The organism is Bacillus sp. LB7 (assembly GCF_030449715.1).
GTDB lineage: Bacteria > Bacillota > Bacilli > Bacillales > Bacillaceae > Bacillus > Bacillus paralicheniformis.
In genome coordinates this window covers 60,278-74,609 of the sequence record NZ_JASGCA010000012.1, presented here as the reverse complement: position 1 = coordinate 74,609, position 14,332 = coordinate 60,278, and the positions used below count along the sequence as shown (strand labels likewise).

Here is a 14,332-nt window from a genome sequence, read left to right as displayed (position 1 = left end):
GGAAGGACCGGCTTTTGTGGGAAAACACAGAAACCGAACTTTAGTTCGTATTTTTACTTCGGGTGTGTTAAAATAATAAGCAGGAAGATTTCGTAAAGAAACGGAGGCTTTTTTGTGAAAGACCGCTTTGAATTAGTCTCGAATTATCAGCCCCAGGGGGATCAGCCGAAAGCGATTGATCAGCTTGTCAAAGGAATTAATGAAGGCAGAAAGCATCAGACGCTTTTGGGGGCGACCGGTACAGGAAAGACGTTTACGATGTCAAACGTGATTAAAGAAGTCAACAAACCGACTCTCGTCATCGCCCACAACAAAACACTCGCCGGACAGCTGTACAGCGAGTTTAAGGAATTTTTCCCAAACAACGCAGTCGAATATTTTGTCAGCTATTATGACTATTACCAGCCTGAAGCTTACGTGCCTCAGACTGATACATTTATCGAAAAAGATGCCAGCATTAACGATGAGATTGATAAATTAAGGCACTCTGCCACGTCTGCTCTTTTTGAACGCAAAGATGTGATCATTGTGGCGAGTGTCTCTTGTATTTACGGCTTGGGTTCTCCTGAGGAATACAGGGAAATGGTGCTCTCGCTCAGAGCGGAAATGGAAATCGAGCGGAATGAGCTGCTCAGAAAGCTCGTTGACATCCAATATGCACGGAATGATATCGACTTTCAGCGCGGAACATTCAGGGTGCGCGGCGATGTCGTCGAGATTTTCCCGGCTTCAAGGGATGAGCACTGCATCCGGGTTGAATTTTTCGGGGACGAAATCGAACGGATCAGGGAAGTGGATGCCCTGACAGGCGAAATTTTAGGGGAGAGGGAACACGTCGCGATCTTCCCGGCTTCCCACTTCGTCACACGGGAAGAAAAGATGAAGAAAGCGATCATAAACATTGAAGAGGAGCTGGAAGAGCGCCTTAAAGCGCTTCGTGAAGAAGGCAAGCTCCTTGAAGCACAGCGTCTGGAACAGCGGACGAGATACGATTTGGAAATGATGCGCGAAATGGGCTTTTGCTCGGGCATCGAAAACTATTCAAGACATTTGACGCTTCGTCCGGCAGGTTCGACTCCATATACGCTGATCGATTACTTTCCGGACGATTTCCTGATGGTCATAGACGAGTCGCATGTCACCATGCCGCAGATCAGAGGAATGTACAACGGAGACCAGGCGAGAAAACAGGTTCTCGTCGATCACGGATTCAGGCTCCCTTCCGCTTTGGATAACCGCCCGCTCAGGTTTGAAGAGTTTGAAAAGCACATTCACAACATCGTGTATGTGTCGGCTACGCCGGGCCCTTATGAACTTGAGCATACGCCTGAAATGGTAGAGCAGATCATCCGGCCGACAGGGCTCCTCGATCCGATCATTGAGGTAAGGCCGATTGAAGGGCAGATCGATGATCTGATCGGAGAAATCCAGCAGAGAATCGAGCGGAATGAACGCGTCCTCGTCACTACGCTGACGAAAAAAATGTCCGAGGATTTGACGGATTATCTGAAGGAAATCGGAATCAAGGTCACGTACCTGCATTCCGAGATTAAAACGCTGGAGCGGATCGAGATTATCCGCGATCTTCGCCTCGGCAAGCATGACGTTCTCATCGGCATCAACCTGCTGAGGGAAGGACTCGATATTCCCGAGGTTTCACTTGTCGCCATCCTTGACGCAGACAAAGAAGGCTTTTTGCGGTCTGAGCGTTCGCTCATCCAAACGATCGGCCGCGCCGCCAGAAATGCCGAAGGCCGCGTGATCATGTATGCCGACAAGATCACCAATTCGATGGAAATCGCAATCAATGAAACGAAGCGCCGCCGCGAACAGCAGGAGGCCTATAATGAAAAACACGGCATTACGCCGAAAACGATCAACAAGAAGATCAGGGACGTCATCCGGGCAACTCATGCTGCTGAAGAGCAGGAAGAATATCAAGTAAAAGAGGAGCCGAAGCTTTCGAAGATGACGAAGAAAGAGCGGGAAAAAGTGATCGCTCAAATGGAAAACGACATGAAGGAAGCCGCAAAAGCGCTTGACTTTGAACGTGCCGCTGAGCTTCGCGACTTGCTCCTAGAGTTAAAATCGGAAGGATGAATAGAGAATGGCAACGAAACGAATTGAGGTGAAAGGTGCAAGGGCCCACAACCTGAAAAATATCGATGTCTCTATTCCGAGGGACCAGCTTGTCGTGCTGACAGGTCTTTCGGGATCAGGGAAATCATCCCTTGCGTTCGATACGATATATGCAGAGGGGCAGCGGCGCTATGTCGAGTCTCTTTCCGCATATGCCCGCCAGTTTTTAGGACAGATGGACAAACCCGACGTCGATGCGATCGAAGGTCTGTCGCCGGCGATCAGCATCGACCAGAAAACGACGAGCCGGAACCCCCGGTCGACAGTCGGAACGGTGACGGAAATCTACGATTATCTCCGGCTGCTGTTTGCCAGAATCGGAAAGCCGGTCTGCCCGGTTCACGGCATTGAAATTACCTCGCAAACGATCGAACAGATGACGGACAGAATTTTGGAATATCCCGAGCGCACGAAGCTCCAGGTGCTCGCGCCGATCGTCTCGGGAAGAAAAGGTTCGCACGTGAAAGTGCTCGATCAAATCAGAAAACAAGGCTATGTGAGAGTCCGGATCGACGGCGAAATGAACGATCTCTCAGAAGACATCGAGCTTGAAAAGAATAAAAAGCATTCGATTGAAGTCGTCGTCGACCGTATCGTCATAAAAGAAGGCGTAACAGCCCGTCTCACAGACTCGCTCGAAACGGCGCTCCGCCTCGGTGAAGGCCGCGTGATCATCGATGTGATCGGACAGGAAGAGCTGCTTTTCAGCGAACATCATGCCTGTCCGCATTGCGGTTTTTCAATCGGCGAGCTGGAGCCGAGAATGTTCTCTTTCAACAGCCCTTTCGGCGCGTGTCCAAGCTGCGACGGCCTCGGGTCCAAGCTGGAAGTCGATGTAGAGCTCGTCATTCCAAACGATGAGCTGTCGCTAAAGGAAAATGCGATTGCACCTTGGGAACCGCAGAGCTCCCAGTATTATCCGAAGCTGCTTGAAGCGGTATGCAGCCATTATGGAATCGATATGGATGTTCCGGTCAGGGAGCTGCCGAAGCACCAGCTTGAAAAGATCCTTTACGGCAGCGGAGACGAGCAGATTTACTTCAGATATGAAAACGACTTCGGACAGGTCCGGGAAAACTACATTGAATTCGAAGGCGTCATCCGCAATATCGAAAGGCGCTATAAAGAAACGAGCTCGGATTACGTTCGGGAACTGATGGAAAAATACATGGCCAATCAGCCGTGCCCTTCATGCAAAGGCTACCGTCTGAAAAAGGAATCCCTCGCCGTGCTGATAAACGGCCTTCACATCGGCAAGATAACCGAAATGTCGGTTTCTAACGCCCTTCAATTTTTCCGTGAACTTGAACTTTCGGAAAAAGACATGAAGATCGCCAACCTCATTTTGCGGGAGATTGAAGAGCGCCTTGGATTTTTGAACAATGTCGGGCTTGACTATTTGACGCTCAGCCGCGCAGCCGGCACTCTGTCGGGAGGAGAAGCGCAGCGGATCAGGCTTGCAACGCAAATCGGCTCAAGGCTGACCGGTGTCCTCTACATCCTTGATGAGCCGTCAATCGGTCTTCATCAGCGCGATAACGACCGCTTGATTGATACGCTCAAAAATATGAGGGATATCGGAAACACCTTGATCGTCGTCGAGCATGACGAGGATACGATGCTTGCCGCCGATTATTTAATTGATATCGGACCCGGCGCGGGCGTACACGGGGGAGAAGTGATCTCCGCCGGAACACCGGAAGAAGTGATGAACGATGATCAATCGCTGACAGGGCAGTACCTCTCAGGGAAAAAATTCATTCCTCTTCCTGCCGAGAGAAGGAAGCCTGACAACCGTTTTATCGAGGTAAAAGGCGCAAAGGAAAACAACTTGAAAAATGTTTCCGTGAAGTTTCCGCTCGGCGTGTTCACAGCTGTCACCGGGGTATCGGGATCAGGGAAAAGCACGCTCGTCAATGAAATTCTCCACAAAACGCTGGCTCAGAAGCTGCATCGGGCGAAGGCAAAACCGGGAGAGTACAAAGAAATAAAAGGAATCGAGCACCTCGATAAAGTGATCGACATCGACCAGTCTCCGATCGGCCGGACGCCGAGGTCAAACCCGGCCACATATACCGGCGTGTTCGATGATATCCGTGACGTGTTTGCCCAGACGAATGAAGCGAAAGTCAGAGGATACAAAAAAGGGCGCTTCAGCTTTAACGTCAAAGGCGGACGCTGTGAAGCCTGTAAAGGCGACGGAATTATCAAAATCGAAATGCACTTCCTGCCAGATGTATACGTTCCTTGTGAGGTTTGCCACGGAAAGAGGTACAACCGTGAAACGCTTCAGGTCACATACAAAGGTAAAAACATTTCTGATGTGCTTGAGATGACAGTCGAAAATGCCGTTCAATTTTTTGAGAACATCCCGAAAATCAAGCGCAAGCTGCAGACCCTCTATGATGTCGGTCTTGGCTATATTACGCTCGGACAGCCGGCTACAACGCTTTCCGGGGGAGAAGCGCAGCGGGTCAAATTGGCATCTGAACTTCATCGACGTTCAACGGGAAGATCACTTTATATCTTGGACGAGCCGACGACAGGACTGCATGTCGATGATATCGCAAGGCTTTTGGCCGTTCTGCAGCGCCTGGTCGATAATGGAGATACCGTGCTTGTAATCGAACACAATCTCGATATTATAAAAGCAGCTGATTATTTGATCGATTTGGGCCCTGAAGGAGGAGACGGCGGGGGGACGATCGTGGCCTCCGGACCGCCCGAAGAAGTCATGAAAGTCGAAGGGTCATATACCGGCCGCTATTTAAAACCGATCATTGAACGTGACAAAAACAGAATGAAAAGGCGGCTTCAGGAAAAAGAAGCTGTCAGACCGTAAATAACATGCTGCCGATGTCACGTCGGCAGCTTTTTCAATGGGCGAATGATCAGCGGCAAGCTTTGTTCAAAAGATTTTCATTGCTCTTTTATTCAATAGCTGTTATAACGTAAAAAAACAAACCATAAAGGGGGATGGGGTGATGAAGATCGATCGGATGGATCATCTGGTCCTGACGGTAAAAGACATTGATGCGACATGCGAATTTTACAGCCGTGTGTTGGAAATGGATGCGGTCACTTTTAGAGAAGGAAGAAAAGCGCTGACATTCGGCAGGCAAAAAATAAACCTCCACGAAGCCGGAAAAGAATTTGAGCCGAAGGCACAGCACCCGGTGCCGGGCTCCCTGGACCTGTGTTTCATCACAAATACAGGCATTGATGATGTGATCCGTCATCTGAAAGGGCTGTCCATTCAGATTGAAGAAGGCCCCGCAGAGCGGACAGGCGCTGAAGGACCGATCATTTCGGTTTATATCAGAGATCCCGACGGAAATCTGCTTGAAATATCAAACGAACTTCATGAGAACGTTTAACGTTCAGTCCGGCTGATGTGTTTGGCCGATTCAATCATACTGTTTAAAATGTGTGTGCTGCTGCTGTTCAGCAGAACCTTTAAATAGCGGATTTCGCTGGAAAGCGGAGGAGCCGAATTGATCGCTTCCAATCGGTTCACGATTTCCTGATTCATCCTTTTTTGTTCTTGAATCAGACTAAGAAGCTGGGAGGCGGATGAGGCGTGTACTTCCGATTTCTGTTTCATAACGCTCGCTCCTTTTCATTGGCTTTGCCACATATTTTAAAGGGTTATAAAAAAAGAATCTATTCATAAAATCTAAAAAAATCAATTCGCGAAGTTTGACGCACGCCGATCGAATGAAAATGAAACTTAAAGGCCATGATACACGTAAACTGAGTATAAGGTCACTGTACATTAGACTCACAAGAACGCTTTACATCGATAAGGAGTGTTTTGTATGACGAGAAACAACGCACTGATTTCTGCAATTTGTTATTTTAGCGTTTTTTTTGCCCCGCTTATTTTGCCAATCGCTGCGTATTTTATAACAGATGATCAAGAAACAAAAAAGCATGCGATGCGTTCGCTTATTTCGCATATTATTCCGTTTATAAGCGTAGTCATATTGGCAGCAGGCGCAATCAGCGGTACGCTTATCTTTAATGATGGCGGTTATTTGGCGGTCATTTTCATGATCGGAGGTTTCGTTTTTTTCGGGATCATCAGTTTGATTATTGTGGTCTGGAACGTTGTCCAAGGGATTAAAATGCTGACTCAGGCCTAAAAGAAGGAGAACGGGGGAGCTTTTCATGAAACAGGAGAAAGAGCGAATTTTAAAATTGGTCGAGGAAGGAAAGCTGTCTGCGAAAGAGGCGCTGATCCTGATCGAAAAACTTGAAGAAGACTACAGGGAAACAGAGAGCAAGGTGACAGCTCTGTCTGAAAATGTCATTGATTCGGAGGACTTCTACAGCGAAAAGAAAAAAGAACCGAAGCCATCGATCGGTTCCAAACTGTTCGAATGGATTGATACCGCTGTAAAAAAAGTGAAAGAAGCAGACCTGGATTTGAATTTTGGGCACTCGTTCGAGGTTCAGCATATATTTCAGTTCAAAGACTCCGATTTTTCGACTCTGGATATTCAGCTTGCCAACGGCAGCGTCAACCTTGTACCATGGAGCGATTCCGACATCAGAGTCGAATGCCAGGCAAAAGTGTACCGCGCCGAAAATCAGGATGAAGCAAGGCAGGCTTTTCTTCAGCATATCGACTGCGGTGTGGAAGGCGATAAGTTCACGATCCGTACGGAGAAAAAAACAATGAAGACCAACCTTACCGTCTATATACCGGACAAAGAGTACGGCAAAATCCGCTTTAAGCTGTTTAACGGCCCGGTCAGAGGGGAACATTTAAACGTAAAAGAGCTGTCCGCCAAAACGACGAACGGTGTGCTGTCGTTCTCTGCTCTCACGGCAGGAAAAGCTTCATTGGAAACTGCAAATGGACAAATCAAACTCGCCGACCATACTTGCGGAGAGATTGAAGCGGAAACCATAAATGGATTGATCGATCTTAAAGGTTCATGCGATGCGCTTGACCTGCAGAGCTTTAACGGCAATATTGCTGCAACAGTCAAAAATCCGCACTGCCGGACGGCATATGTGAAAACAACGACTGGAAGCGTAGAGCTGAATGTTCCCCGGGACTGCGCTGTAACAGCGGAGCTGAAAAGCAATCTCGGTTCTCTGTCTCATGATCTGTCAGATGCGGAAATTTTAAAAGAAAAAAACGAGACAATCCAGAAAGAAATGTATCTAAAAGCAAATCAAAATCATGATCATAGCATGACTGTTTTTTTGGAATCGAAGACAGGATCGATCCATTTAAACCATACACAGGAGTGATACAATGAAAAGGCTATTTCGATCCGAAACAGACAGAAAGATTGCCGGGGTCGTCGGGGGTCTTGCTGAGTATTTAAATATGGATGCGTCGTTGCTGAGAATCATTACGGTTCTATTATTTATATTTTCGACCGGATTTCCCGTCCTGCTGATTTATATAGTTTGGGTATTCCTAGTGCCGAATGAAGGGGAAGTCGACAGATGATGAAATGGATCATAAACGTTCTTGTCAATGCCTTATTATTAATCGTCATTGCCGGTTACTTTGATGCGGTTCACGTCAGAAGCATCGGGGCAGCCATTACGGCAAGCGTGATTTTGTCGATCTTAAATATGTTTGTGAAGCCGGTGCTCGTGATTTTGACGCTGCCTGTCACAGTGATTACGTTAGGTTTATTTTTGTTTATCATCAATGCGATTACTCTTTATATGACCGCGTCCATTATGGGGGACAGTTTTGACCTTGACGGCTTTGGGACAGCCATTTTTGCGTCGATCGTCCTGTCGGTTTTCCACTTGCTCATTCAAAAAGCAATTATCGAACCGATGTCCAAAAAATAAACTGAAGTCTGATGAATCATCAGGCTTCTTTTTTTTGCACGGATGTCTCTTTCATAAAAATGATCTGTAAAGGCAAAATACGAAAGGGAGGTAGACGATGAAAAAGTACAGAAATCGCCAAACCCTTTTGTTTCTGGCCGCAGTTTTGCTTTTTGCCTTACAGATGCCGATTTCGTCCGCGGCGGGAAAAGAACACATTCAGCCTGGTTCACCAGCCATCAGGCATACTTCTGTTGAACAAGTAAAAAAAGGAGACGACTTGTATTTTTCCGCGGAGGCGGCCGCCGACACAGTCATTCTGTATTACAAGCAGCATGACGAATTGCCGTATCGGGCGATTCCGATGGAAGTGGAGCCGGGCAAACAGAACGGCTATATTGCCAAATTGGAAAGCGAATCCATAGCATCCGACAAAGTCCAGTATTACATTGAAGCTCAAGCCGGTCGTTCCTCTGTGAAGACGGATGTGTATACTGTCGCCCTGAAAGGCATGCGTACGGATATACAAAAGCTTCCGGAACTATTGATCACGGAAATGGCTGTTGACACGTCAAACACCGGTGCAAAGGACGGCTATGAATTTGTTGAAGTTTATAACAATACCAATAAAGCTGTTCATCTGAACAGCTACAAAATGAAATACAGACATCCTGAAAAGGGCAAGGAATCAGACACCACCTGGCCTTTTGAACACGATGATGTGATGATTCCTTCCGGTCAAACACACGTGTTTTGGGTAAAAAACCGCTCAAACGGGCATTTGACGGAAGATGACTTCAATCAGCATTACGGTGTTCACCTTCGTGAAGGCAAAACGCTTTCTGTTCTCAAAGGGAGCGGCCTGGCGAATACCGGGCCGAGGGAAGTGATCATCTCTACAAACAGCGGGGAAGAGGTCGCATCCGCCCGTTATCAAAACGAGCCGGATAAAACCGATGTCACTAAAAATAAAGCGCTTCTTTATCGATATCCGCTGGACGGAACGAAGCATATGAAAATGATATCGGCCGGGGAAGAAAAACCGTCTCCTGGTTCGCTCCTGAAGGCGCAGGTTCCTTCACAGACGGTGACGGTTATGCCCGACAGAGAAAAGCCGGAGATCCATGATATGACGGATCATCAAGCGGTAAAACCGGGTGAAACGATCCAGCTCTTAGCTGACATGAAAGACAATCGGCAAGTGAAACAGGCGCAGTTTTTCTACCGTATGAATGATGATGAGCCGTTTACTGAAGTCCGTGTTGAAAAAAGCCGCAATGACGGCCTGTACCGTCACAATATCTATTTTGCCGAGCTCATTGGCAAAGAAAAAGTGGAGTACTATATGCGGGCTGGTGATGGATCAAACGTTACCGCGACTGAAAAGAAAACGATACCGCTTGATCAGCGGATTTTGAAGGGGCTCAGGCTGAATGTAAGCGAAGGCGGAACCGTTTCCGGAAAAATGCTGCTGAAAGCCACATCAGAAAAGCCGCCTTCTGAAACGACAATTCGGATTGACGGAATTGAACAAAAAAAAGGTGAATCGGCGCTTGAAAAAAAAGCCTACTTTGCCTTCGATGTCAATCAAACAAATCTGTATTTTAAAAATGCTGTAACGATCGGCAGGAGGGTTCAAAAAGTTTTTGACGATTCGCGCCGCCGGTATACGACAATTACGGTTCCGGTTTCTCCGGAGGAATTTAAAAAAGGAAAGCCGTTTGCGATTAAAGTTCGTTCAGGCACAAAGTCAACCCCATTTGAACAGTCTGCAGAAGAAAACAGGGATGATTTTGTCCTCAAGAACCCCCGCCTTATCTTAGCGGATGGAACCATCATCCGCGATGAGCGGTATGACGATCCGAAAGCCGAGCTTCCGGCCGGAGACGGTCCAGGGGCGCGCGAATGGTATGAATTCCGTTTTTCGATTCCGGAAGCCAAGTTTACATCGCTTGCCAATCAATGGCATACACGCGCCTGGGATGAAGGGCCGCACATCGTTGAAGCGGAAAATGGCCAAGAAAGGCTCATCCGCAGGGTGACGGTCGATAACACAGGCCCTGAGATCAAAACGTCATTAAAAGACGGCAGGACGTATAAAGGTTCGTTTAAGATCAATGCGGCCGCACACGATAAATGGAGCGGTGTGAAAAGCATAAAAGCCGTTCTTGACGGCAAAAAAATAGCGCTTCCCTATTTTATATCTTCTGCCGGCCTGGATGCGGGAAAGCACGAACTGAAAATAAAAGCGGAGGACAGCGCCGGCAACCTGTCAATCGTGAAAAAGGCATTTTATATTAAAGAGGAAAAGCCGGACAAGCCCGCCCAAGTCAAAAATTCCCCCGGCAGCACACAGGCTAAGCTGGCCGTCCGCGTCAAGGACCCGACAAAAGATAAGATGAAAGTGTCATTCCATCAAGGGTTTCAGTACACTGTAAAAGACGAAGAGCATGTTGATGTGTCAGCGAACGAAAGCGTGACGGAACCTCCGCAAAGCTTTGCGGTCAGCGGGGAAAAGGCGCTGACAAAAGAAGAGCGCAGCGGCATGTCCGCACTTGACGGAAAAGGTTTTGAAACGTCATCAACAACAAAGTTTCCGTACCATCGCTTTGATGTCAAAGTGGATGAAAATACGGGGCCGAACGACAAGGTGGAAGTGCGGTGGCGCGGGAGTTCGCTTCCGGGCAGAAAAGTCTCCATGTTCGCCTGGAATTGGACCAGCAAGAGATGGGAGACGCTGACATTCCATGTTGCAAAGGATGACAAACCTTTTACCCTCAAAGGAAACATAAAAGCTGCCGATTATGTCCGACAATCCAAGGCGAGCATCATCATTCAGGATCAAATTCAGCTTTCGCAACATGACTATACATTTGTGTGGATGTCTGATACGCAATATTATTCGGAAAGCTATCCGCACATTTTTGAACGTCAGGTCAAGTGGATCGCCGAACAAAAGGACAAGCTGAACATTCAGTACGTCTTTCATACGGGGGATCTTGTGGATGAAGCGGATCAGCCGCTGCAATGGAAGCGTGCCGACCAGTTCATGAAAGTTCTCGACGACAATCAAGTTCCTTACGGCGTGCTGGCGGGCAATCACGATGTCAGCCATAAAGACCGGTCTTATTTGAAATTCAGCAAGTACTTCGGGGAAAGACGTTTTAAACAAAAACCGCATTTCGGCGGGTCTTATCAGAATAACAAAGGGCATTACGACCTCATTTCCAGCGGAGGAAACGACTATATCATGGTGTCGATGGGGTGGGGAATCGGAAAAAAAGAACTGCAGTGGATAGATGATGTTCTGAAACGCCATCCCGACCGAAAAGCGATTTTGTCATTTCACGAGTTTTTGCTTGTCAGCGGAAGCAGAAGTCCAATCGGGGAGAAAATATTTGAACAGATCATCAAGCGGAATCCGAATGTGATCGCCGTGTTGAGCGGCCATTATCACAGCTCCAACTTAAAAGTCGACAGGCATGATGATAACGGAGACGGCAAGCCGGATCGCAAAGTGTATCAAATGCTTGCCGACTATCAGGGCGGTCCTGAAGGAGGCCAAGGTTATTTAAGAATTCTTCATGTGGATCCGAAGCATGACACGATCCATGTCAAAACGTATTCGCCATATCTTGACGACTATAATTTTTATGATCCGCACCAATTCGGCCCGAAAGACGAGTTCAACATCAAAACGGATCTGAAACCGCGGAAGAAAAAGGTTAAAACCGATTATTTTGAGCTGAATGTCTTTTCGAACAAGGAAATTGGGAAAGCAAAAACGGTAAAAAGCGGAAGGACGGCTTCAGTGACATGGAAGGATTTACAGCCGAATACAACCTATTTCTGGTACGCTGCAGCTTCTGATCAATACGGCGGCAAAAGCAGGTCTCAGATGTGGAAATTGACGACAAAAGATGACGGCATGAAATCCTTTTTGATAGATCAAACAGCCGGGCCGGCATCAGCCCGGCGGCAATTGTGGGGGAGCCTTCCGCCGGCCGGCATGATGGTAAAGCAAGCGACACTTGAGCCGTCAAGTATAAAAAATCTCCCAATTGCTGTAATCGGCTTTTGGCTGGCGGCGGTATTCATTTGTGAACGTAAAAAGCATTTGTTTTCCTAAGGGGAGCAAATGCTTTTTAGTTTGTCACATCTTTTTCCAGATGGGTTGCCGTGTCGGTTTGTTTTTTTCTATAAAGCGATAAAATGCTGACAGAGGCGATGACGGCAAGGGAAAGAACGGCGGTTGTGAAGTAGAGGTTGAAAAATCCCGTTCCCACACTTTCATGGATCGCTTCGCTTATGATGTCATTGACTTTTGGGTCGGGAATCTGGCTGAGTGACTCGTTCAGACGCGATACGTCCGTCTCGCCGCCTGTAAATTCTTTTAAAGGCGTCCCTGTATCATTCAGTTTTTGTTTGATATGTGTGCCGATATTTTCGTAGCCGGCCGTTATATATCCTGCATACAACGCGGGCGCCAAGGTCATCCCCATCTGCCTGACGAGCGATAATGTGCCGAGCGCTGTCCCGTAATCCTGTTTTGCTGCCTCTGATACAAGCATATTTAACGGCGCGCCTAACAGAAAACCAAAACCGATCCCTGCGATAATGCTTGCCAAAACAAATTCCCACTTCTCTGTCACCCAGACGGATAAGAGTAAAAACCCGGCGAACGAAATGATTCCCGAAAGCCATGCCGCCTTTACCGGTCCTTTTCGATCGGCGAGCATTCCGCCGAGCCCTGCTCCTATTCCCGAAGCCAGCGCCAGAGGCGTCATCCAATACCCCGCTTTTTCAGGAGCGACATGCAAATATTGTTCCGCATATGCAGGAATGAAAATAACGGCTGCCAAGAGTCCGCCGGATAAAAATCCGATAAAAAGCGTCCATTGAAACACCTTGTTTTTTAATAAGCTGTAGGCAAGTATCGGGTCGCCGCCTTTCAGTTCTACGCGTTTTTCGTAAAAGATGAGTCCCGCAAACAGCGCGCAGCCGATCAGAAGAAAACAGTATACTTTTGGGTCGGACAGGGCGGCAGACATGTGCTGTCCGTTTATATTCGTTATTCCGTACATCACAGCTAAAATCGCAAGAGACAACAGCACAGTTCCGGCCAGATCGAGCGGCTTCTGTGTTCCGCCTTTTGTTTCCTTCATCAATGGAACGATGAGAATGATCAGCGCTGCTGCAATCGGAAGGTTGATCAAAAACAGCCAGTGCCAGCTTCCGGTCATATCCAAAATAAAGCTGCCGATATTCGGACCGAGTACTGCCGCGATCCCATTCATCGCACCTAAAAGCCCCAGTGCGGTTCCCTGTTTTTCTTTAGGCAGCGCAGTGAGAATATGCGAGCTTCCGATAATGAAGATTCCGCCGCCGCCAAGCGACTGAATCAGCCTCGCCAATAAAAACATCGGGAAGTTTTGGCTCAATGCAACCAGCAGCGAACCGGCGCCAAACAGCAAGACTTCGATGATAAACAGCTTTTTTCGTCCATACCGGTCAGACAGCTTTCCGACGATCGGGACGCTGACTGCCAAACCGAGCGTATAAAGCGTGATGCCCCAAGCTCCCCATGAGGGGGATACTTGAAACGAATCGTTGATTGTCGTCAGTGCGGCTGAAATGATGCCATTGTCTAAAGCAGCCATAAACACGCCGATCGTAAATAATAAAACGGCCCACTTTTGGTTCACACCATTTATCCTCCTTTTTATTAATTCAAAATTAATAATTCACTTTGAGTGAACTATTTTAATCATCCTTAAAAAAACACGTTTTGTCAAAAGAAATTTTTCAACAAAAAAAGCTGCGCCGGTTTCCGGGCAGCTTGTCTATTCATCGTCAGCTTTTAACGCTTTTTCAAGAATGGTAAGGCCTTCATTCACTTTGATTTTTTCCTGTTCATTCAGCTTCTGGAGCGCTTTTTTGAGCTTTTCGTGGCCTTTTTTGTAAAGGCTTCGAAAAATCCCCTTTGCATCTTCGGTTAGTTCAACAACAATCGTTCTCCGATCTTGCTCGGAATGTGTTCTTTTGACGAAGTTCGCTTGTTCAAGGCGGCTGAGCAGTCCTGTCATATTTGAAAGGGAAGCGCCCATTTTTTCAGCGATTTCGGAGACTTTCAGTGTGCCGTGGTTGTTCAGAAGCATTAAAACCTTCATTTGCGGCATGCTGAGATCGAGCTTCATCCATTCGGAGACATCCCCCAGGCCGGCAGCGGTCAGTACTTTCATATAAAGAACCCATGTCTCTTTTTCTTCCGGGGTCAAAATGTCTTCGTTCAGCACGGTTGTATCATGGATATTGTATTTCAACGGTTCTTCACTTCCTTTTTGCGTTCCTCTTTACATACTACTGATTTTTCGCTTTGAAAGAAAGC

Annotated in this window: 11 protein-coding genes; 8 read left to right on the top strand and 3 right to left on the bottom strand. The window is 47.4% G+C overall.

Annotated features, from left to right (window positions below; all coding sequences use genetic code 11):
* Positions 1-114 precede the first annotated feature (114 nt).
* From uvrB to QMZ64_RS15960, 3 genes are all read left to right on the top strand, one after another.
* Complete coding sequence (gene uvrB / locus QMZ64_RS15970; RefSeq protein ID WP_165428201.1) at positions 115-2,100, top strand: excinuclease ABC subunit UvrB; 1,986 nt, start codon at positions 115-117, stop codon at positions 2,098-2,100.
* A gap of 7 nt (positions 2,101-2,107) precedes the next feature.
* Positions 2,108-4,981 (top strand): excinuclease ABC subunit UvrA, encoded by a 2,874-nt coding sequence (gene uvrA, locus QMZ64_RS15965; protein ID WP_265625533.1) that lies wholly within the window; start codon positions 2,108-2,110, stop codon positions 4,979-4,981.
* A 142-nt stretch (positions 4,982-5,123) separates the two neighbouring features.
* Complete coding sequence (locus QMZ64_RS15960; protein WP_265625534.1) at positions 5,124-5,516, top strand: VOC family protein; 393 nt, start codon at positions 5,124-5,126, stop codon at positions 5,514-5,516.
* Here the strand turns inward: QMZ64_RS15960 and QMZ64_RS15955 are convergent.
* A complete protein-coding gene (locus QMZ64_RS15955; protein WP_165428198.1) occupies positions 5,513-5,743 on the bottom strand; it encodes a hypothetical protein in 231 nt (76 codons plus the stop codon). The genes QMZ64_RS15960 and QMZ64_RS15955 overlap by 4 nt on opposite strands.
* 214 nt (positions 5,744-5,957) lie before the next feature.
* On the opposite strand from QMZ64_RS15955, the gene QMZ64_RS15950 reads away from it, so the two are divergent.
* The 5 genes from QMZ64_RS15950 to QMZ64_RS15930 all read left to right on the top strand — a co-directional run bounded on the left by QMZ64_RS15950 (position 5,958) and on the right by QMZ64_RS15930 (position 12,073).
* Complete coding sequence (locus QMZ64_RS15950) at positions 5,958-6,284, top strand: DUF4870 domain-containing protein (RefSeq protein ID WP_043926660.1); 327 nt, start codon at positions 5,958-5,960, stop codon at positions 6,282-6,284.
* Between the two features lie 25 nt (positions 6,285-6,309).
* Complete coding sequence (locus tag QMZ64_RS15945) at positions 6,310-7,404, top strand: DUF4097 family beta strand repeat-containing protein (protein WP_165428197.1); 1,095 nt, start codon at positions 6,310-6,312, stop codon at positions 7,402-7,404.
* 4 nt (positions 7,405-7,408) lie between these two features.
* Positions 7,409-7,609: a PspC domain-containing protein gene (locus tag QMZ64_RS15940; protein ID WP_145651223.1), complete on the top strand. Its 201-nt coding sequence runs from the start codon at positions 7,409-7,411 to the stop codon at positions 7,607-7,609.
* Positions 7,606-7,965 carry a phage holin family protein gene (locus QMZ64_RS15935; protein WP_065644276.1) on the top strand — a complete coding sequence of 120 codons (360 nt, stop codon included), beginning with the start codon at positions 7,606-7,608 and terminating at the stop codon, positions 7,963-7,965. The genes QMZ64_RS15940 and QMZ64_RS15935 overlap by 4 nt, the downstream gene beginning before the upstream one ends.
* A gap of 97 nt (positions 7,966-8,062) precedes the next feature.
* Positions 8,063-12,073, top strand: coding sequence for a lamin tail domain-containing metallophosphoesterase family protein (locus QMZ64_RS15930; protein WP_265625535.1), 4,011 nt, complete (start codon positions 8,063-8,065; stop codon positions 12,071-12,073).
* 16 nt (positions 12,074-12,089) lie between these two features.
* On the opposite strand, the gene QMZ64_RS15925 is transcribed toward QMZ64_RS15930, so the two are convergent.
* Together QMZ64_RS15925 and QMZ64_RS15920 are read right to left on the bottom strand one after the other, a co-directional pair.
* Entirely contained in the window at positions 12,090-13,649 is a 1,560-nt protein-coding gene (locus QMZ64_RS15925) for an MFS transporter (RefSeq protein WP_301441454.1), read from the bottom strand.
* Positions 13,650-13,787: 138 nt separating this feature from the next.
* Entirely contained in the window at positions 13,788-14,267 is a 480-nt protein-coding gene (locus tag QMZ64_RS15920; RefSeq protein ID WP_145685818.1) for a MarR family transcriptional regulator, read from the bottom strand.
* Between the last annotated feature and the right edge of the window lie 65 nt (positions 14,268-14,332).